The sequence below is a fragment of the Peribacillus sp. Bi96 genome, assembly GCF_918698115.1.
Classification (GTDB): Bacteria; Bacillota; Bacilli; order Bacillales; family DSM-1321; genus Peribacillus.
This window is the reverse complement of record NZ_CAKKLV010000003.1, coordinates 88,729-109,582: the sequence shown is the minus strand read 5'-3', so window position 1 is coordinate 109,582 and position 20,854 is coordinate 88,729. Positions and strand designations below refer to the sequence as shown.

The following is a 20,854-nucleotide window of genomic DNA, read 5'->3' as shown; positions in this document are numbered from 1 at the left end:
AAGGAGATTCGTAATTTTTCCAGAATTGTACTTAAAAAGAATTCTTTTTGCGGCGGTGAACTAGTAATGAATCAAGTAAAACAGGATTCTCGGATTAATTTGCTCAAAGGAATGACCTTTCCTGCACTAGTCGTGGATTCTCAAGACCGGATCAAGGATTGGGGCAGGTACTTCCATCCAATGGTGAATCACAATGGAACTGCAGCATTAACCGAACTATTTGATGAGTGGCAATTTCTCGATAATAAAAGACTTGCAGCTGCAAGACTGCGTGACAAACGGTATTTATTTTTATTAATGAAACAAATCGATAATGACAATATTCTTTATATAGGCAGGGAAACACAGTTTTTGGATGATTTATTGAGTGATGCTCATGATTCGGAAAAACTGAATCGCGCTCTCGATGCCATTATCGAAAATTCCTATGATGGGATATATATCACCGATCAACAAGGGATTACTCTGTATACGAATTCAGCAATTGAACGGATCACTGGCATTCCAAAGGAGTATTATATAGGTAAGTCGGTGGACCAACTAATTAAACGTGGCATCTTGAATGCCTCGGTGACGCATAAGGTAGTAAAGCTGAGAAGAACGGTATCTGTCGTACAGGATAATTTTGCTGGAAAAGAAACATTGATAACCGGTAGTCCCGTTTTTAATGAAAAAGGGGAAATAGAACAAGTCGTTACGAATATAAGGGATTTATCTGATTTAAATGAACTGATGCATGAGTTGACGAAAGTGAATGAATTGAATAATCAATACAAGCAGGAAATTGAAAAACTGCGGAAGATAACAAGTAAGGATGGAGTCGTCTTTGTCAGTGATAAAATGAAATCGATTTATGAGATTGCTGAAAGAATTTCGGATATTGATGCGACTGTACTCATTCTAGGAGAAACGGGCGTTGGAAAAGATGTGCTTGCACGAAATATTTATAATCGGAGCATCCGATCTAAAAAAGGAGATTTCATTAAAATCAATTGTGGGGCCATTCCGGCGGATTTATTGGAATCCGAGCTCTTTGGATACGAAGGAGGAGCTTTTACCGGCGCCAATCAAAAAGGTAAACCAGGGATGTTTGAGCTGGCAGAGAGTGGGATCTTATTCTTGGATGAAGTTGGTGAGCTTCCCCTGCAACTGCAAGTAAAGCTACTTCGGGCCCTTCAGGAAAGGGAGATTCAAAGAATCGGAGGAACGAAACCAAAGAAAATCGATGTACGCATAATAGCAGCCACAAACCGCAATTTATCGGAAATGGTCAAATCCGGTGATTTTCGTGAAGACCTCTTTTATAGGCTGAATGTCATTCCTATTACAATTCCTCCACTAAGGGAAAGAAGAGAAGATATCTTAGCATTGACTGACTTATTTTTAAGGAAAGCAAACGAACAATATAAATTTTCAAAAGAAATTGATTCGAGACTGAAAGAATACTTTTTTCAACATGATTGGCCAGGAAATGTCCGTGAATTGATTAATATTGTGGAAAGGCTCGTCGTGCTAACGGATAATCAATTATTATCGATCAACGATCTGCCCGAAGAATATCGACCGGATAAGCTGAATCAGTCGAACTATCATTCACCCCTAACTCTAAAAGAAGCGGTGGAAAAAGCAGAAAAGGAAATCTTGACGAAAGCAGCGGAAACCTACCAAACTACATATGAAATCGCAGAAGCCCTTGATTCGAGCCAGGCAACAATTGTAAGGAAACTTAAAAAATATCGCTTAAAGGTCAGTGAAAAGAATAGGTGAGTATAAACTGCACCTTCCCTTGTTGAACAACATCTAACAAAGGGAGGTGCAGTTTTTTTGACTAAATATGCTATAGACGTAAAAATTCCGATTTATTCACGGGAGGGGCAAGAGTTACATATAACCATAGTTAACAATACAGAATTTCACACAAAGCTTCAGAAGGTCGGAGACATACAGGGGAATTATCAATTAAATATCTGATTAACTCCTATCCAATATATTGATTTATAACGATTTATTAAAGCTTTAAAACTTGGTAAGAGATTGAAAATCATGTATATTGTTTTTATACACATACAAGAGTAGTGGATCATTTTAATAAGAAAATAAAGAACCAGCTACACTCGTTCAACTTAATTATTTTTCAAATAAATTACTAGAAAGGAGATATAGATTTGGACTCAATCCGGTTAATTGAATATGACATCGCCCTGCTTGTACGTCTAACAACATCTCCTAGTAGTCGAATAGGCAACCTAGATCGATCTGAGTATTTACTGCTTAGTGAATTGGATAAACATGGGCCAATAGGCATTAATGTATTGTCAGACCATTTGAGACTGAATGTATCTACCGCAAGTCGCCAGGTTGCCGCTTTGGAGTCAAAGGAATTCATTCGCCGCTATCCAGATCCGAAAAACGGACGAATCAGCTTAATTGAAATTACCAATGAAGGGCAAGAAATATTACATAACGCTCAGAAGGCTCGTCACGAAAGATTATCAGATATCCTAAAAGACTGGTCAAAGGAAGATTTAAACGTTCTTCAGAAAAATTTAACACGTTTGAATCGGGATATTAAGAACTGGAAACAATGATAATCCGAATTTTGATGGGCAGTAAACAGTATTAATTATTATATATTTTAATTATTCTCATCATGAAAAAGCCTAATTCAAATGTTTTTATTTGAATTAGGCTTTTTCATCTTACCGTGTTTTAGGGTTGTTTGAGTAATATTTTTATTGCTATATTTTTTATGTATATTGTATAATACAAATTGTAAATAGCAAGTTTGATTAGGTAACATGTTTTATTAATCATTATGAATGGATGGTGAAGACTTTTTTCTTTAAACATGATTAATAAATGGAATTTCACATTTAAAATTAGCTTAGAAAGAAAGGAGGAATTATATGAATTCACCAAATAATGTATTGGTTGGCGAAATAAAGAAACCCCTTTTACCGGAATATGTGCTCATGTCTATATTAACGTTATTTTCTTTTGGGCCTCAATACTTTACAAGTCTTTCCTACATCTTGAATCAAATGGTTATTCAAAATGGACTTAACTTAAGTACACAAGTTATGTTACTTCCATCCATTTGCTCAAATTTGGCTTTTTCGCTAGGTCTCCCATTCGGCCGTATCCTTCCCATGAAATATGGCACAAGAAAAATTTATCTCACTTTCATTTTCATATTCATTGGTGGAACGATCATCAATATTCTAAGCTGGGGGATCATTCCGCTCACCATTGGCAGATCACTCCAAGGTTTAGGTGCAGGAGTATTGTTTTTGACAATCCTTCCGCATAGTTTAAGATCTTACCCAAACAAGGTGCGTAATCTGTTTTTATTGTTTGCGATAGGTGGGTTATTTGGTTGTAGCGCGGTTGGTGCATTTTTTGGATCCTTATCTTTGAGTATTTCTGAGTGGCGTTGGATATTCTTGTTAAATATTCTTTCATCCCTTATTTGCCTTGTAATAGGGTTCAGAATCTTACCCAAAAAGAAGCCAGAGTTAAACTCAGGAGCGAAACTTAACATGAAGGGAATACTTTTATTCACTTTATTAATAATGGACTTGATTTTCCCGCTGTATAATTTACAAGAAAACGGCTTTACATCAAATCAGGTTTGGCCATTTCTTGTGATTGCGCTTCTATTGGGGGTGTTGTTCATAGCGGTTGAAGTTAATGCTGTTGATCCGCTTATTCCAATCCGATCATTATGGTCAGCAAAAACGGTTTCAGGAACCATTATGGCTATATCCGCTCATATTGCTCTAATCGTTGCGATTGCAGGAGCGAATGGGTTTTTGCGTAACATTCTTGATCCTCCATTCATATACCTTACTTATTTTTATTTTTGGTTTTTTGTGGGCTTCCTGGCGTCAGGTGTTGTCTGTACTCTGCTGTATGACAAATGGGGTGCAGGGAGACTGGGAATGGTAGGATCCATCATCATAATAATTGTCAGTATTCAATGGAGAGCAATTGGAACCCAGGCTTCTTTAACGGCAATAAATGTTCAGATGGCTTGTATAGGTGTTGGCATAAGCATGGTGCTAATATCAGGTGCATTGGGAACAGCATTAGCAGGTGACATTCACAAGGCAACGCTAAGGTCGACATCCCTACATTCAATGAGAAATTTAATTGGTGCAATTGCTGCACCAGTACTAGGATGGTTCGCTTATCGAATGCATGCGATTCACTATGAAGATGTTCGAGGAGAAATTTCACTATTGAACCCCCAGACTAACTCGGAGATGGCCGAATTGGTCCGCAGCTACATCAATAATGGACAGACACTGACAGAGGCAAAAAGCATGGCCTATTACTCGATGGTTGTGAATAGCCAAAAAGGTGCGCTTCTAGGAGCTTACCATGATTTATTCACCATTCTTTTGATATTAGGCATTATCATGCTGTTGGCTTCCATTGGAAAGACTGTAACCGGTAAAGGAAGGTCGCTTGTGCAGAAAGAGCAGCACATTTTACTTCCAGCTCCATCGGAAAAAACTAATAAAAAGGGGAAATAAGTATGAGAAAAGATCGTTTGATAATTGCGAATATTTTAGGGGTTCTTGTTATAATTGCTTTACTAGCGGGCGGTGCTTACTTTTATTATCAAAATGAGAGCTTTGTTAAAACCGATGATGCGAAGGTATCTGCAGACATGGTTCAAATTGTAGCACCAGCTTCTGGTATGCTCAAAGAATGGGATATCAAAGAAGGTAAATCTGTTACAAAAGGAAATACAATAGGAACAATTGATGAAGGAGGTCAAACCGTTTCCATAAAGTCGACCATGGGGGGAACGATTATTAAAAATGGAACGGGTAATAACCAGTTAGTACAAGGCGGCCAAGTGCTTGCCCAGGCTGCAGACCTCAAGCATTTATTCATTACAGCCAACATCAAAGAAACAGATTTAAAGGACATTGAAAAAGGTGATTCAGTGGATATAAACGTTGATGGCGATACCGATGTAACTTTCGAAGGAAAAGTAGAAGAAATCGGCTATGCAACGAAATCTGTATTTTCGACGTTACCAGAGCAAAATACGGGCAATTTCACGAAGGTCACTCAAAAAGTTTCTGTTAAAATCTCTATTATGAATCCATCTGCCAAAGTGCTTCCTGGTATGAATGCTAAAATCAAAATCTCGTTGTAGACGAAAATTGGAATGAATGCACCGAAGAGGAGTGGAAACTTTATGAAAATCTATATTGTCTATGATAGCGAAGGTGAACATACAAAGGCACTGGCGGATTCTTTAGCAGACGGTGCTCAAGAAGGGTGCAGTAGTGTTTATCGATCATGTGGAACAATCTGAAGTATAATAGCTATCAGAAATGATGCGAATGTATCGGGATGTCCTGGACATTTCGGGACGATTAGCTCTGGATAAAAAGCTTGGATTGATAAATTAGGGTTTTTATGGGCAGAAGGTAAGCTGATAAACAAAATTGGGGCTGTATTTTGTACCACTGCTACTGTTCATGGAGGATTAGAAGCTACCATTGATCGTACAGATTTGCTTCCTAAGCAAGCCCAAGAGTTAGGAAGAGCTTTAGGAAAACGTGTAGCGGAAGTCACACAAAATCTAGCATATGTACAGTAAGGAGTTGGTCAGATGGTGACCATTATTGCTTGTATAGTATTGGCTAAGGCTGTTATGGCGGGATTATTCAAAATTAATTTTTGGTCACCTTCAAAAGAAGAAGGGGCACATGAAGCGGTTATAAATGAAATTGGTAAGGAAGCTATCCATTCACCTGACAAATCTGAATTGGTTCTAGAGGAGACTCTAATTGGTACCGCCGATTCAAAAGGGCAGGTTCAGCGCATGAACGGTCAGACCTACCGCCAAGCCCTTCAAGGTTTCCAGTACACGACGCAGGAAGATTTGAACATAGTCGATTGGCTATGAAGGATGAAGATTATAGAAAAGCGTTAAAAAACATGAATCGTAAGCGTGAGAATGAAAAAAACAGATAAGTGTAGAATTATTCCTAAGAATGAACTTAACTCTAAAAAGTGAGGTAACATAAATCATGAGTTCCTATACTCCCTATTTTGAATTCAATCGAAAAGAGTGGGCATCTTTACGAAATCACGCTCCTCTTCCTTTAACTGAAGAAGAATTAGAAAATGTAAAGGGAATAAATGTAGAAATATCCATTGATGAAGTAGAAGAGATTTATTTGCCCTTGACTCGTTTAATTAATTTATATGTCAAAGCGTCTCAGCAACTTCATACCGCTACTACTTCCTTTCTAAAAAATAACGCTAAAAAAGTACCTTATATTATTGGAATTGCAGGGAGTGTTGCTGTAGGGAAGAGTACAACAGCAAGGATACTTCAGATACTATTATCTAGATGGGACAATCATAGAAACGTAGGCTTAGTTACAACAGATGGTTTTTTGTACTCAAATGACTTTTTAGAAAAAAAAGGACTGATGAAAAGAAAAGGGTTTCCTGAAAGTTATGATACTCAAAAATTAATTAATTTTATCGGAGATGTAAAAGCAGGGAAAGATAAAGTGGAAGCACCGATCTATTCACATTTGACGTATGATATTCTGCCGGATGAAGTGCAAACTATCTGTAATCCAGATATTTTAATAGTGGAAGGTGTTAATGTTCTACAAGTGGACAAAGAAAGTCAAATATTTGTCAGTGACTTTTTTGATTTTTCACTCTATGTTGATGCTGAGGTACAGGACATAGAAAGATGGTATATCGAGAGGTTTCTCCTACTTCAAGAGACAGCTTTTCAAGATACCAAATCCTATTTTTGTCGTTTCGCAAACTTGTCTAAAGAAGATGCTATTAAGCTAGCGACTCAAATTTGGGAAGAAATTAATTTAGTGAATTTACTTGAAAATATATTACCGACAAAAGGGCGAGCCAATATAGTTTTGAAGAAAGGGTCAAATCATAACGTTGAAAATATCTTTTTACGAAAGTTATAATGCATACTTTGTTCGCGAGGTCCATTACTCTATATTAACGAATTTTTATGAAAACCTTAATTCAGCGCCGCTTGAACATGCAGTTTCCAGGCAACAATAAGGAAACTTAAAAAATATCGATTAAAGGTCAATGAAAAGAATAGGTGAGTATGGGGGTTACTTTATCGGTAACCCCTTATTTTTGTCGATTTGCGCTTAATGACTTACTTAAGTGTCCCGTAATTTTCCGTTTTCATTTTTATGCTCTAATTAATTCAGAAATGGTTTTATTCAGTCAAAATTGAATGACGGTTAACCCATATGGAGCCCTTTCATTTCATTTTTACAATTCAATAATGAATTCACACGTCTGGTAAATTTGCTGTTTTGATAGTGTTTTAACTATGGCACGGCACTTGCATTCATAATAGGAAAATTGTTCTACGGAATAACTCTGTAGAAAGGGCGAGGTGAGAGGGTTGAACGATCCAGTCATTCAGAGAAATTGAAAGAAAACTATACAACACGGAGGTGATATTTTAGGATTTGTCAGCATTCATCTTAGAACGAATCATTACTTAAATGAAATGATATGTGTATGGACTGCTGCAGCATGGTATAAGGCTTGGAAATAAAATTGGCCTCCTGCTTGGAAATCATCATGATTTATAAAAGCCCATTATCCGGCGATCAAACTAAACTGGGAATGATCATCATACCATTCAATCCCTTAAATACTGTAAGGGAAAATAGGTGGATTCCAGAAGATGCGCAATAGAAATACTTGATCAAAAATGAAAGCGCTATCAACACAAAGGCTTTATCAGCTACTTCTTAAATGAATATAAATAGGTGGTGAGCTTCAGTGCCTTTGGACAAGTGGTAAAGTTATAGCGTTTGTTGTCCCAAAGCAGGGAATTGTTATCGATCAAGAAGCATTAGATGGTCATTGTTATCGATTGTTGAACCATTATAAAGTGTCTTAGTAATTTCATGTAAAAACAATCATTGCCGCTTAATGCAGATGGTAAAACTAAAAGCGCCAGCTGGTCAAGGAAGAAATGGTTTGAAAGAGATCCTTTGTTTTAGCGTAAGATAATTGGTTTCCTTAAAGATGAGTGCTTTCCAAATATGGACAGGATTGTAAGCAATCAGTGAATGAGCGGCCAAGTAAAATTAAATAATTATTCAGGGAGGAAGTAAATGGATATTTTGATCCAGCAGCTTTTTAATGGATTGACGATTGGCAGCGTCTATAGTCTAGTTGCCCTCGGACTGACGCTAGTATATGGAATTTTGCATATCCCGAACTTTGCGCATGGTGCCCTATATATGTTAGGAGGATATATCACATTGTCGATGATGACATTATATGGGGTCAATTACTGGCTTGCCATGTTTGTATCCGTTATCGTTGTTGGCTTGTTGGGTGTCCTCTTGGAGCGTTTCGTATTCCGTTTGTTAAGGGAGGCACCTCCATTGCACGATAAAATTGCAGCAATCGGCATTCTTCTTTTTCTTGAAGCTTTTGCCCAATTTGTCTGGGGTGCCGACTTCCATACAATGACATCTCCATATGGACAAGTCGTCAATATCATGGGCTTGACATTCACCCTTCAGCGTTTATTGATCATCGTATCAGCCATTGCGGTGATGGTTTTACTTTATCTCTTCCTTAAGAAAACGTATACCGGTTCAACGATAATAGCGATGTCCCAAAGCCGTGAAGGTGCGTCATTGGTGGGAATCAACATTAATAAAGTTGCGATGCTGACCTTCATGATTTCTGGGGGATTAGCCGCCATCGCTTCATCCCTTGCTTCACCGATTAACCTTGTCTTTCCTGGAATGGGGCATTTAGTCATCTTAAAAGCATTCGTCATTATCATACTGGGCGGGATGGGGAGCATTCCGGGTGCGATCGTTGGCGGATATATTCTAGGTTTCAGCGAAAGCCTTGGCGCAACATATATTTCTAATGATTATAAAGACATCATTGCTTTCATTCTTTTAGTCGTAATATTAACCGTGAAGCCAACAGGTCTTTTTGCCAAGGGGGAGAGGTAGCTTGAAGATTTTAACGAAACGCAATGGACTTATTGCTCTTATCATCCTTGCATTTTCATTCCCTTTCATCGCACAAAACGACTATTATCTTCACATACTGACACTTTCATTCATTTGGGCGATAGCTGTATATGGAATCAATTTATTATCAGGCTATACAGGTTATCTGTCACTTGCACATGCTGGATTTTTTGCAATTGGGGCATATTCGCTCGGCCTGCTGACGGTTAAAACGGGAATGAACTTTTGGCTGGCACTTGTTGGAGCCTGTTTAATCACCTGTGCCATTGGTTTTTTAATCGGTTTGATCGCATTAAGGACAAAGGAACACTTTTTCGCGATATATACCCTTTGTGTGGGTTACATCATCTATCTGGTCATCGATAAATGGGAGGGGCTTACAGAGGGTGTAAGAGGATTGATCGGCATCCCTGCTCCTGGAAATATCGGTCCCATCACATTTGAAACTGCTGCTTCACAATATTATCTAGTCCTCATTTTCTTGCTTGCCGTCATTTTAATCGTCTATCGAATTATCCGCTCGTTGACAGGCAGGACTTACATGGCCATCAGGAACAGCGAGGACCTCGCTCAAACGATTGGTATATCGACAATGAAGAATAAGTTGACCGCATTTGTCCTATCCACATTTTTCGCTGGGCTGGCAGGTGCCTTGTATGCTTCATTCATTCGTTTCATTGGGCCTGATATTGGTTCCACATCCATCATGTTCGATCTTTTGATGTATTTATTGGTTGGTGGAATCGGAACACTTTCAGGTCCTTTGGTTGGTACATTACTGCTTGTGATCCTTTCACAGAACCTTCAATTCCTCCAAGAATATCGAATGTTGATATTCGGTCCATTGCTTACATTGATCATCATCTTTTATCCTCGCGGAATCACGGGAGCCGTCTTTGATTGGCAGAGCAAGCGGAAAGGTAAGAAAATGTCAGGGGTGAGAAAAGAATTTCCCATTAAGGCAGAGGAGGGATGAACTTGCTGATTGAAACGAAGAATTTGACAAAACGGTTTGGTGGATTAGCGGCGGTCAATAATGTGGATTTTATGATTGAAAAAGGAGGAATCAATGCAATCATCGGACCGAATGGTGCAGGGAAATCCACATTTTTCAACTTGATCAGTGGCTTTCATCGACCAAGTTCAGGGACGGTGCTATTTAAAGGGATTGACATCACCAAGCTCCGTGCCAATGAAATAGCGGGCCTTGGGATTTCAAGGACCTTTCAAACGACAAGCCTGTTTGATCAATCGACCGTGTTGGATAATGTCATTGTCGGGCATAGACTTCGAACAAAATCCAATTTGATGGATGCCATCCTAAGAACGAAACGCTTAAAACGAGAGGAAGCAGCATGCAGGGATAAGGCAATGGAAGTACTTGATATTGTTGGATTGACGAAATCGGCCGACAGAATGGTATCTAGCATCTCTCAGGAGGAAAAGAAACGGACAGCCATTGCCCTAGCCCTTGCAACGGAACCGGAAATTATCTTTCTTGATGAACCTGCTGCCGGAATCAACCCGGATGAAACGGAAGGGCTGACGGAACTGATTAAAAAATTAAATCAATCGGGACTGACAGTATGTTTAATCGAGCACAAAATGCATATGATCATGAACTTGGCAGATCACATCATGGTCCTTAATTACGGGGAAAAAATTGCCGAGGGCACACCTAAGGAAATCCGCGGAAATGAAGCGGTGATTAAAGCCTATTTGGGAGGTAGTGCGAGTGCTTAAGTTAACGGATGTTGCAGTGGCTTATGGGAGTTTTACTGCCATTAAACATGTGAATATCGAGGTTTCCAAAGGGGAAATCGTTGTATTGTTAGGAGCTAATGGGGCAGGAAAAAGTACGACTTTTCGTTCAATCAGCGGTATCAGTAAGCTGTCACAGGGAGAAATTCATTTTCAAGGCATTCCCATAGGAGGCAGGGCCCCGGACAAGAATGTACGGGAAGGAATAGTACAGTGTGCAGAGGGCCGTAAACTATTTCCACAAATGACCGTCCAGGAAAACCTGAGAATGGGTGCCTATATTCACCGAAAGAACAAGGCGGAAATCAGGGGTTTGTTGGAATACGTCTATCATTTATTCCCTATTTTAAAAGAAAAGCACCAAGATGAAGCCGGAAGCCTGAGCGGCGGCCAACAGCAAATGCTGGCAATAGGAAGGGCGTTGATGTCCAAGCCAAAATTGTTGATGCTTGATGAGCCTTCGGTTGGACTTGCACCTCTTATTGTCGAACAGATGTTTCAAGTCATTGAAGAAATAAACCGTGAGGGAATCACAATCCTGCTTGCTGAACAAAACGCGAATGCTGCACTCAGAATTGCAGATAAAGGATATGTCTATGAAAATGGGGAAATTGTCGTTCAAGGGACAGCACGTCAGTTATTGGCCAATGACGAAGTAAAGAAAGCATATATTGGAGCCTGAAAATAGGAATGGGGGATATATATGAAAAAACTGAAAGTATCATTTGTCTTTCTGGTGTTAATTATGATTGTTTTGGCTGGTTGCAATAAAGGAGAAAGTCCCGCGTCCAGCAGTGGCAGTAAAGGGAAAAGTGAGAATGTCGTGAACATTGGTTTTAGTGGTCCATTAAGCGGGGCAGCAGCTCTATATGGGAAACGGACTTTGAATGGTGTCGAAATGGCCGTCAATGAAATTAATGATGCAGGCGGGTTTGATGTAAAGGGTAAGAAATACACGCTGAATTTAGTATCATTGGATGATAAATACTTACCAAATGAAACAGGGGCGAATGCTAAAAGATTAATTCAGGAATATGATACGCCAATCATTTTTACACCGCATAGCGGGGGTGTACTGGCACTGCAGGTCTTTAATGAACAAGAGAAATTCATCATTGGCGCATATACGAGTGAACCATCAGTGACCGATAGCGGAAATTCATTGACCGTTCGAATTCCACCGAATTACGAAGGATATATCGAACCTTTTACAACATATGCAATGAAGCATTTTGGCAAGAAAATTGCAGCATTGCCGACCGCTTCTCAATACGGTAAAGACTGGACGGAAGCGGTTCTTCCACATTGGGAAAAACAAGGGGGGAAGGTCGTTTATAATTCATCCATTGATTTCGCCAAAGAAACCGATTTCTTTACGATTGTTACCAATGCATTGAAAAAAGATCCTGATGTGCTGTTTATCGGGGGTGCTTCGGAACCTACGGCAAAAGTGGCGAAGCAAGCTCGGGAGTTAGGGTTTAAAGGTGGTTTCATTATTATGGATCAGGCAAAGCTAGATCAAATGAAGCCGATTGCAGGGTCATATGAAACATTGGAAGGTTCAATAGGTGTTCTGCCACTGATGGATTCAGATGAAGACGCAGTGCCAGCCTTCGTTGAGAAATATCAAAAAAAATATAAGGAAGATCCGAGCTCCGAAGTCGGTTTGAATTATATTGCCATGTATGCGTTTGTAGAAGCGATGAAATCTGCAGGAAGTGTTGATGATGCTAAGGCTATTCGTGAACACATGCAGGATGGGCTTACAAATATGGGGCCAGATCAAAAAATATACGATATTCCTTCCATTGATGAAAATGGCGGATTCGCATCGACCATTGTCGTGGGAGCGGTTGAAGATGGAAAAGTGGTGCCCGTTCGCTAAGGGGAAAAAGGGATGGGGCTTGTCCATCAAAGTCGATATTATTTAGACGCAGTGTCCTAGATTAGCATATTGGTATATTTCTTGTACGTGTACGTTGTCCATTTGGAGGGGCAATGTACACGTTTTTTTTGAAAAAATCGGGAGTGCCAAAAATAGGAAGCTCCGATGATAGAGTAGATAACGGCAATATACTCCATTATTTCAAGCTTGGAGTGAATTTATCTAGATGGCAGCCATGTTACCTGCAAAAGAGAATGTTGTTTGATATCGTGATTGCCAGTGCCTATTAAGTAAAGAAATGGAACGGCGGCGACTTGATAAAGTAGCCAGATCCATGTAAGGCTTTTTATTTGATTCCAAAGAGAGATACTGGTGCGCTTGGGTTTTTAAGGGGAATGATCTATATCTTACAATTATTACAAAAATATCTTGTCCTTAAGTAATGAAAGCGTTATCATTGAATATAATATGAAATATAATTTCAATTTTATCTATTAAAAAATGAAATTATATTTAAGAGAAGAATAATAGGAGGACTTATTTGTCTATGGAAGAACATCTGCGTTCATTAACGACTGAATTGAGAAATGAAGGGACGATGAACATCGATCGCATGAATACGTTGGAAATCATCTCAGCAATCAATAAGGAAGATCTAAAAGTGGCAGCAGCCGTCCAGGAAGTTTTGCCGGAAATTAGAACAGTAGTTGAATGGGCTTGTGAATCGATAAAGAAAGGAGGGAGACTCATATACATTGGGGCAGGAACGAGCGGAAGACTCGGTGTTCTTGATGCCGTGGAATGTCCGCCGACTTTCAGCGTACCACCTGAAATGGTGCTGGGAATAATCGCAGGAGGGGAAAAGGCGTTTGTTCGGGCCATTGAGGGAGCGGAGGATAAAGAAGAGTTTGGGGAATGTGATTTAATGGACGTGGATCTTACAGCGGATGATACGGTTATTGGCATTGCGGCAAGCGGCCGTACCCCTTATGTGAGAGGGGCTTTACGTTATGCAAGAAAAGTTGGGGCAAAAGCGGTGGCTTTATCGTGCAATGAAAATGCGAGCATCACAGAAGAAGCTGATATAGGGATTGAAGTGGTGGTCGGACCAGAAGTTTTAACAGGTTCCACAAGGATGAAAGCGGCAACCGCTCAGAAAATGGTCCTCAATATGATTTCAACGGCTACCATGATCCGAGTGGGAAAAGTGTATGAAAATCTGATGGTTGATGTAAAGGTAAGCAATCAAAAACTGAAGGATCGTGCCATCAGCATGATCGAAACTGTAACGGATGCTGATTATGATCATGCCTCTAAAATGCTTGAAAAAGCAAATAATCAAGTTAAACCAGCAATTGTCATGATAAAAACGTCAACAGATTATGTTAAAGCAATGGAGTTACTAGAAAAAGCGGATGGAGATGTCAGAAAAGCCATCTCGATCTATGAAGATTAAGGAGAGGTGCAATGGCTACAGGAGGATTATCCATTATACAGACGATGTTGAGCAAGCTCCCGCAATCGGAACAAAAACTAGCAGAATATATTCTTCAAAATCCTCATGAAGTGGTGAATAGCACTGTACAGGAATTGAGTACTTCTGCTAAAACAAGCGGGGCTGCCGTTATTAGGTTATGTAAATCGCTCGGAGTAAAAGGATTTCAAGATTTAAAAATACGGATAGCTGGAGACTTGATGAAGACTGTTGAACAGGGCTACCGGGATATCGAGCCTTTGGAATCACTGTATCGGATTGTAGAAAAAACGACGAGTAATTCGATTCAGACCATTCGCGACACATCTGAAATCATCGATCACAACAATCTCAAACATGCGATTACGCTGATGCTGAACGCTAAAACCGTCCACTTTTGTGGAGTGGGTGCCTCTCATATTGTCGCTGCAGACGCCCAGCAAAAATTGCTTCGAATCAATAGAGGGGCAACGGCTTTTACAGATATGCATTTAGTTGCAACCTTGATTGCCAATGCTGATGTAAATGACATTGTTTTTGCCATTTCATTTTCCGGTGAAACACCTGAAGTTGTCAATATCCTGAAGCTAGCAAAAGAACGTGGGGTCAAAACGATCGGACTGACTCATTTTGGTCAAACAACGGTATCTTCGTTGTGTGATGCGACGCTATATACATCCTTTTCAAATGAAGCACCGTTTCGAAGTGCTGCAACATCCTCACGATTGGCACAGTTATATATGATTGATATTTTGTTTTTGGGGATGGCTTCAGAGCAATATGAAGAAACTGTCCAATATATTGATAACACAAAAGCTGCAATTAAATCGATGACAGATCGATATAAATGAACATTTCGAAATATTGGAAAAGGGGGCTTTTGAATGGGCAAGGGAGATAAGTACACCAGTTTAGCAGAAGAGTTATTGGGGAAATTGGGCGGGGCATCAAATGTAGCATCAGCAGCACATTGCATGACCAGACTAAGGGTATTGCCAATCGATCGTTCACAAATAAACATGGAAGAAATAAAAAATACGGAAGGCGTTCTTGGTATCATTGAAGAAGAAACGATACAAATCGTATTAGGACCAGGCGTGGTGAATAAGGTTCATACAGAATTCGAAAAGCTTTTAGCGTTTTCTGACGGCTTGAACTTAAAAGAAATGGCCTCGAAGAACAAATCAGAGATTAATAGGAAAAACGCGAAACCTTTTAAACTATTCTTACGCAGGATTGCAAGTATATTCATTCCTCTCATTCCCGCATTAGTAGCATCAGGTTTGATAACCGGAATTACAAAAGCGATCGTTCAAGCGGGCTGGCTTGCAGCAGAATCGCAAGTAGCTATCATTTTAACCGTTATCGGATCTGGGTTGTTTGCCTACTTGGGAATTTTGGTGGGGACGAATGCAGCAAAGGAATACGGTGGTTCCCCCGCACTTGGGGCACTGGCGGGTATCTTGGTCATCAATCCGGCCGTCGGCGACATTTCATTATTCGGTGAAAATTTGCTCCCTGGCCGCGGAGGGTTAATAGGAGTCCTCTTTGCCGCGATATTTATAGCTTTGGTGGAAAAACAGGTCAGGAAATTCATTCCACAATCACTGGATATCATTTTGACGCCAACCTTCGCTTTGCTCATTACTGGGATTGTTACGTACATTGTGTTTATGCCGGTAGGCGGATTTTTATCGGATGCCATTACGACAGGGTTATTGAATGTATTGGATTTCGGTGGTGTTGTAGCTGGATTCGTGCTTGGTGCGGCCTTCCTTCCTCTTGTCATAACTGGTTTACATCAAGGTTTGACGCCTGTTCATCTAGAATTGATCAATTCGATTGGAGATGATCCCCTTCTTCCCATTTTGGCCATGGGAGGTGCGGGCCAAGTAGGCGCGGCATTTGCCATCTACATGAAAACAAAGAAAGCGAGTTTAAAAAGAGCAATCGGCGGCGGACTTCCGTCAGGAATGCTTGGTATCGGCGAACCCCTTATATTTGGAGTGACGCTGCCACTTGGCAGGCCTTTTTTAACCGCCTGTTTAGGTGCAGGAGTAGGGGGAGCATTCCAAGCTCATTTCGGAATTGCGACATCGGCCATCGGTGTATCTGGACTGCCGCTTACCTTTTTAGTGCATGCTAATCAAATCGGACTGTTTTTGGCTGGATTGCTCCTATCCTACGTAGCAGGATTTATTTTTACCTATTTGTTTGGATTTAAAGATGAAATGGCGGTTGAATTCAAGTGATTGGAATCTCTTTTTATCTACAGGATCCACATGCAGAAGCCCAAATCATTCATGCTGCTAACATAGGAGTGAAGCGAGCGTTTACCTCGCTTCATATTCCTGAAGAGAAGGGTGATCTCGTAAAGAGAATGATCGAACTTTTAAAGCTCTCGGAATCTTATGGAATGGAAATTCATGCAGATGTCTCATTAAACACGCTCGATCATTTGGGAATCTGTAAATTAACGGATTTATTGCCATTAGGAGTTAAAGGAATTCGGCTTGATGATGGGTTTGACCAAGAAACGGTTACATCTTTGTCAAAGATATTTTCCCTTTCACTAAACGCAAGTACGTTGACTGAAGATGAACTTCTAGCCGTGCTTCAAAGCGGAGTGGAACCGGAAAGATTGATAGCTTGGCATAACTTTTATCCAAGGCGTGAAACGGGCCTTGAGGAAGAATTCTTTCATGAACAAAATCGGATGTTCAAGAAATACGGGATACCGATTTTTGCTTTTATCCCGGGTGCAGGGAATAAACGCGGGCCTTTGCATGACGGGCTCCCGACGCTTGAAAAACACAGGCTGATGAATCCTTACGCTGCCGGTGTTGAGCTGTTTCAATATGTCGAAGGAGTTTTCGTTGGAGATCAAGGAACGGAGAATGATTTACTTGAGAATCTATCGGCCTACAAAAAACAAAATATTCTATCTATTAGAATGAAATCCGGAATTTTGCACAGCCGTCAGTACAAATTGAGGCCAGATGTTTCTCAACATGTTTACCGGCTGCAAAATACCCGGGTCACAGCGAATATTGAGCCGAGTAATACAGTTGCACGCAGCCTTGGATCCATAACGATGGACAATGACGCATACGGACGGTATCGGGGAGAGGTTCAAATTTGCAAGAAAGATATGGGGGAAGATCATCGAGTCAATGTGATAGGGCAAGTTATAGAAGAAGATCTGCCCCTGCTGGCCCTTCTAAAACCTGGTCAATCCATAGTTCTGAAAAGTGAAGGCCAGTGAGTTCCAACGATCAATGATTCTGGGGTAAGCGGGGTATTTCCCATTTTGACATGAAGGCGTGTTAAAGAAAGGCGGCTGAAATGATCGTGGATTCCGCCTGTTTTCTTTAGAGGATCCATACAGGTACTTTACTTTCTTTTTTAACTCTTTCATTGTAGTGGGCATGGAAGTGTTGATACAAGAACTAAAAAAGTATAAAGGAGGAACCCTAATGTTAAAGAAAAAATGGGCCTCTGCTGGGATTGCAGTATTCTTGGTTATATCCTTTCTTGGTGGGAATGCGACAGCAAAGGGTTTAGAGAATGAAAAACCAGCATTGGATATTCAGGAGATCGTAGAAAACATGACGGTGGATGAAAAAGTCGGTCAAATGCTCATGCCGGATTTTCGTAATTGGCAGAAAGAAGGAGAAGGGAGGGCCACAGGGTTCATTGAAATGAACGCTGAAGTTGCAAGCATCATTAAAAAGTATCATCTAGGCGGTGTGATCCTGTTTGCTGAGAATGTAGTCGATACCGAACAAACGGTACGGCTAACCGATGGTTTACAGATGGCAAGCCCAGACCTTCCGCTGTTTATAACGATTGATCAGGAAGGAGGAATCGTAACTCGCCTTCAAACTGGAACGAACCTTCCTGGTAATATGGCACTTGGTGCAGCCAGAGAAGAGAGTTACGCTTATAAAACTGGAGAAATTATTGGACGGGAACTATCGTCACTCGGCATAAATGTGAATTTTGGTCCGTCTGTCGACGTCAATAATAATCCCGGAAATCCAGTTATTGGCGTTCGATCCTTCAGCTCTGATCCAGAACTTGTATCAAAGCTTGGCATTCAGACGATAAAAGGATTGCAAAATCAGAACATGATAGCAACCACCAAGCATTTCCCTGGCCATGGAGATACAGCGGTCGATAGTCATTATGGTCTCCCTCTTGTTTCTCATGATAAAGAGCGGTTGCGTTCCATCGAGTTGGTTCCCTTTCAAAGAGCCATCGATGCTGGAGTGGATATGATGATGACTGCACATGTTCAATTTCCTTCATTCGATGACACTACGTATATCAGTAAAAAAGACGGACAAGAAATTATGGTTCCTGCAACATTGTCACATAAGGTCATCACAGGTCTATTACGTGAAGAAATGGGTTTTGACGGCGTTGTGGTTACAGATGCTCTGAATATGCAAGCCATTGCAGACAATTTCGGACAGGAAGAAGCCGTGGTCCTTGCCCTGAAATCGGGAGTCGACATTGCCTTGATGCCTGCACAAGTAAATTCGCTTCAAATGGAAAAAAATATCACCTCTGTATTCAATGCGGTGAAGGCAGCAGTGGAAAGCGGGGAAATTCCTCTAGATCAAGTGAATCAATCTGTAACGAGGATACTGAATTTAAAAAAGAAAAGAGGGATTTTAAACCCTGATAAAACGCCAATCGATAAAAAAATCAAAACCGCGCTTCAAGTGGTCGGAAATAAAGATCATTTGAAAAAAGAAAGGGAAATCGCGGAGGATGCCATCACTCTATTGAAAAATGAAGGCAGAACATTGCCGTTCAAACCTAAGAAAAATGATAAAGTTTTAGTTCTTGCTCCTTTTGATGACCAAGTTGAATCAATGAAAAGGAGCATCAGCGAATTAGCTGAGAAAAAGAAAATAAAAAAAGTGCAAGTATCGGGTATGAGTTTCTCGGGAAAATCATTTACAGATCAAGTGGCAAGACTTATTGATGAGACAGACTTTGTCATAACTGGTTCCTATATTGTCAAAAACGATCCGGCTATCAAGGATGGTGTGATCGATGATAGCATTCAAGAGCCTTCAAAGTGGGCAACAGCCTTTCCAAGAGCGGTCATGAATCAAGCGAAGAAGAAAGATAAAGAATTTGTTTTAATGAGTTTAAGAAACCCTTATGACGTTGCAAACTTTGAGGAAGCGAAAGCGGTGCTTGCTGTATATGGATATAAAGGTTATTCTAATGGGCGTTATCGACAGCCTAATATTCCTGCAGGCATCTCGACGATTTTTGGAGAATCAAAACCTAAAGGCGCTTTACCTGTCGATATACCATCAGTGACTAATCCCTCTGAAAGTCTTTATAAATTTGGATATGGATTAGATATAAAATCAGGAAAACCCATTAATAAATAAGGGGGAAACAAATTGAAAAGAATCATGATCATATTTTCCATTTGTCTGCTTTCTTTCGGCATCGTTTCCTCAAAAAGTGTAACGGCTGTCAAAGAGAAGAAAAAACAAAAAGTCAGTACTGGAATTGAAGTCCTTTTAAAAGAAGAAAAGAACGTGTTAAGAGGAAAAAAAGTCGGATTGATTACGAATCCAACTGGCATCGATTCTAAATTAAACAGCATCGTCGATCTACTTCATGACGATCCGGATATTCAGTTGACGGCGTTATTTGGTCCCGAACATGGAGTTCGTGGAGATGCGCAAGCTGGTGCAAGTGTGGAATATTATATAGATGAAAAAACAGGGTTACCCGTTTATAGCTTATATGGTAAAACGAAAAAACCGACGCCTGAAATGTTAAAAGATGTTGAGGTTCTTGTATTTGATATCCAGGATGTCGGAACACGCTATTACACGTACATTTACACGATGGCTTATGCAATGGAAGCAGCAAAAGAAAATGATATCCCCTTTATCGTGCTCGACCGTCCGAACCCACAAGGCGGGGAGTCGGTGGATGGACCGGTACTTGAATCTGAATTCTCATCGTTTGTTGGTTTGTACCCCATACCGCTTAAGCATGGGATGACAGTTGGGGAACTCGCAATGTTGTTCAATAAGGAATTTAATATTGGAGCAGATCTAAAGGTCATCCAGATGAAAGGCTGGAAGAGAGATATGGATTATGACGATACGGGGCTCCCGTTTGTTATGCCATCACCGAACATGCCGACAGTTTCCACTACATTCGTATATCCCGCTACAGGATTAATCGAGGGGACGAATGTCTCGGAAGGCAGAGGCACGACAAAACCATTCGAATTGATTGGTGCTCCTTATATAAACAGCGATGAACTTGCCGGGAAATTAAATGCATTACGGTTACCTGGCGTAAAATTCAGGGCAGCCTCTTTTACACCTATGTTCTCAAAGCATGCAGGTACACTAAGCCATGGGGTGGAAATTTATGTAACGGATAGAGAGGAATTCAAAGCCGTACCTACTGGACTTCACATCATCAAGACCATTCATGATTTATATCCTGGTGATTTTGAATTCCTCAAAGCAAACAATTTCAGTCTATTGATTGGAAATGGCTGGGTAAGGTCACGAATTGAAGATGGTTCATCAGTAAATGAAATCATGAAAGAATATCAAGTAAAGCAGGATACTTTTAAAAAGGTTCGCAAACATTACTTGCTCTATAAATAAAAGGTAAAAAAAAGAAAAG

Annotated in this window: 18 protein-coding genes and 1 pseudogene; all 19 read left to right on the top strand. The window is 40.3% G+C overall.

Annotated features, from left to right (window positions below; genetic code table 11):
- Positions 1-66: 66 nt before the first annotated feature.
- Entirely contained in the window at positions 67-1,767 is a 1,701-nt protein-coding gene (locus tag LQ203_RS05195; RefSeq protein WP_230156336.1) for a sigma 54-interacting transcriptional regulator, read from the top strand.
- A gap of 398 nt (positions 1,768-2,165) precedes the next feature.
- Positions 2,166-2,588: a MarR family transcriptional regulator gene (locus tag LQ203_RS05190; RefSeq protein WP_230156334.1), complete on the top strand. Its 423-nt coding sequence runs from the start codon at positions 2,166-2,168 to the stop codon at positions 2,586-2,588.
- Positions 2,589-2,906: 318 nt separating this feature from the next.
- Positions 2,907-4,538: an MFS transporter gene (locus tag LQ203_RS05185; RefSeq protein ID WP_230156331.1), complete on the top strand. Its 1,632-nt coding sequence runs from the start codon at positions 2,907-2,909 to the stop codon at positions 4,536-4,538.
- A 2-nt stretch (positions 4,539-4,540) separates the two neighbouring features.
- A complete protein-coding gene (locus tag LQ203_RS05180; RefSeq protein ID WP_230156329.1) occupies positions 4,541-5,173 on the top strand; it encodes an efflux RND transporter periplasmic adaptor subunit in 633 nt (210 codons plus the stop codon).
- Between the two features lie 42 nt (positions 5,174-5,215).
- A pseudogene (locus LQ203_RS05175) lies at positions 5,216-5,623 on the top strand (NAD(P)H-dependent oxidoreductase).
- 12 nt (positions 5,624-5,635) lie between these two features.
- A complete protein-coding gene (locus tag LQ203_RS05170; RefSeq protein ID WP_230156327.1) occupies positions 5,636-5,932 on the top strand; it encodes a hypothetical protein in 297 nt (98 codons plus the stop codon).
- Between the two features lie 124 nt (positions 5,933-6,056).
- Positions 6,057-6,980 carry a type I pantothenate kinase gene (gene coaA, locus LQ203_RS05165; protein ID WP_230156325.1) on the top strand — a complete coding sequence of 308 codons (924 nt, stop codon included), beginning with the start codon at positions 6,057-6,059 and terminating at the stop codon, positions 6,978-6,980.
- A 1,182-nt stretch (positions 6,981-8,162) separates the two neighbouring features.
- A complete protein-coding gene (locus tag LQ203_RS05160) occupies positions 8,163-9,026 on the top strand; it encodes a branched-chain amino acid ABC transporter permease (protein ID WP_230156323.1) in 864 nt (287 codons plus the stop codon).
- Position 9,027: 1 nt separating this feature from the next.
- Positions 9,028-10,023: a branched-chain amino acid ABC transporter permease gene (locus tag LQ203_RS05155; protein WP_230156321.1), complete on the top strand. Its 996-nt coding sequence runs from the start codon at positions 9,028-9,030 to the stop codon at positions 10,021-10,023.
- A gap of 2 nt (positions 10,024-10,025) precedes the next feature.
- The gene (locus tag LQ203_RS05150) at positions 10,026-10,790 is read left to right on the top strand and encodes an ABC transporter ATP-binding protein (RefSeq protein WP_230156319.1); all 765 of its coding nucleotides are present in this window, start codon (positions 10,026-10,028) and stop codon (positions 10,788-10,790) included.
- On the top strand, positions 10,783-11,490 hold the full coding sequence (locus LQ203_RS05145; RefSeq protein WP_230156317.1) for an ABC transporter ATP-binding protein: 708 nt from the start codon (positions 10,783-10,785) through the stop codon (positions 11,488-11,490). The genes LQ203_RS05150 and LQ203_RS05145 overlap by 8 nt, the downstream gene beginning before the upstream one ends.
- A gap of 21 nt (positions 11,491-11,511) precedes the next feature.
- Positions 11,512-12,693 carry an ABC transporter substrate-binding protein gene (locus LQ203_RS05140; RefSeq protein ID WP_230156316.1) on the top strand — a complete coding sequence of 394 codons (1,182 nt, stop codon included), beginning with the start codon at positions 11,512-11,514 and terminating at the stop codon, positions 12,691-12,693.
- A gap of 113 nt (positions 12,694-12,806) precedes the next feature.
- Complete coding sequence (locus LQ203_RS05135; RefSeq protein WP_230156313.1) at positions 12,807-12,983, top strand: hypothetical protein; 177 nt, start codon at positions 12,807-12,809, stop codon at positions 12,981-12,983.
- Positions 12,984-13,240: 257 nt separating this feature from the next.
- A complete protein-coding gene (gene murQ / locus LQ203_RS05130) occupies positions 13,241-14,149 on the top strand; it encodes an N-acetylmuramic acid 6-phosphate etherase (RefSeq protein WP_230156712.1) in 909 nt (302 codons plus the stop codon).
- Positions 14,150-14,160: 11 nt separating this feature from the next.
- On the top strand, positions 14,161-15,018 hold the full coding sequence (locus LQ203_RS05125) for a MurR/RpiR family transcriptional regulator (protein WP_230156311.1): 858 nt from the start codon (positions 14,161-14,163) through the stop codon (positions 15,016-15,018).
- A 33-nt stretch (positions 15,019-15,051) separates the two neighbouring features.
- Entirely contained in the window at positions 15,052-16,419 is a 1,368-nt protein-coding gene (locus LQ203_RS05120) for a PTS transporter subunit EIIC (protein ID WP_230156309.1), read from the top strand.
- Positions 16,416-17,432, top strand: coding sequence for a MupG family TIM beta-alpha barrel fold protein (locus LQ203_RS05115; RefSeq protein WP_230156308.1), 1,017 nt, complete (start codon positions 16,416-16,418; stop codon positions 17,430-17,432). Before LQ203_RS05120 ends, LQ203_RS05115 begins: the two co-directional genes overlap by 4 nt.
- 211 nt (positions 17,433-17,643) lie before the next feature.
- Complete coding sequence (locus LQ203_RS05110) at positions 17,644-19,584, top strand: glycoside hydrolase family 3 protein (protein WP_290370525.1); 1,941 nt, start codon at positions 17,644-17,646, stop codon at positions 19,582-19,584.
- A gap of 12 nt (positions 19,585-19,596) precedes the next feature.
- Entirely contained in the window at positions 19,597-20,835 is a 1,239-nt protein-coding gene (locus tag LQ203_RS05105; protein WP_230156307.1) for a DUF1343 domain-containing protein, read from the top strand.
- Positions 20,836-20,854 lie beyond the last annotated feature (19 nt).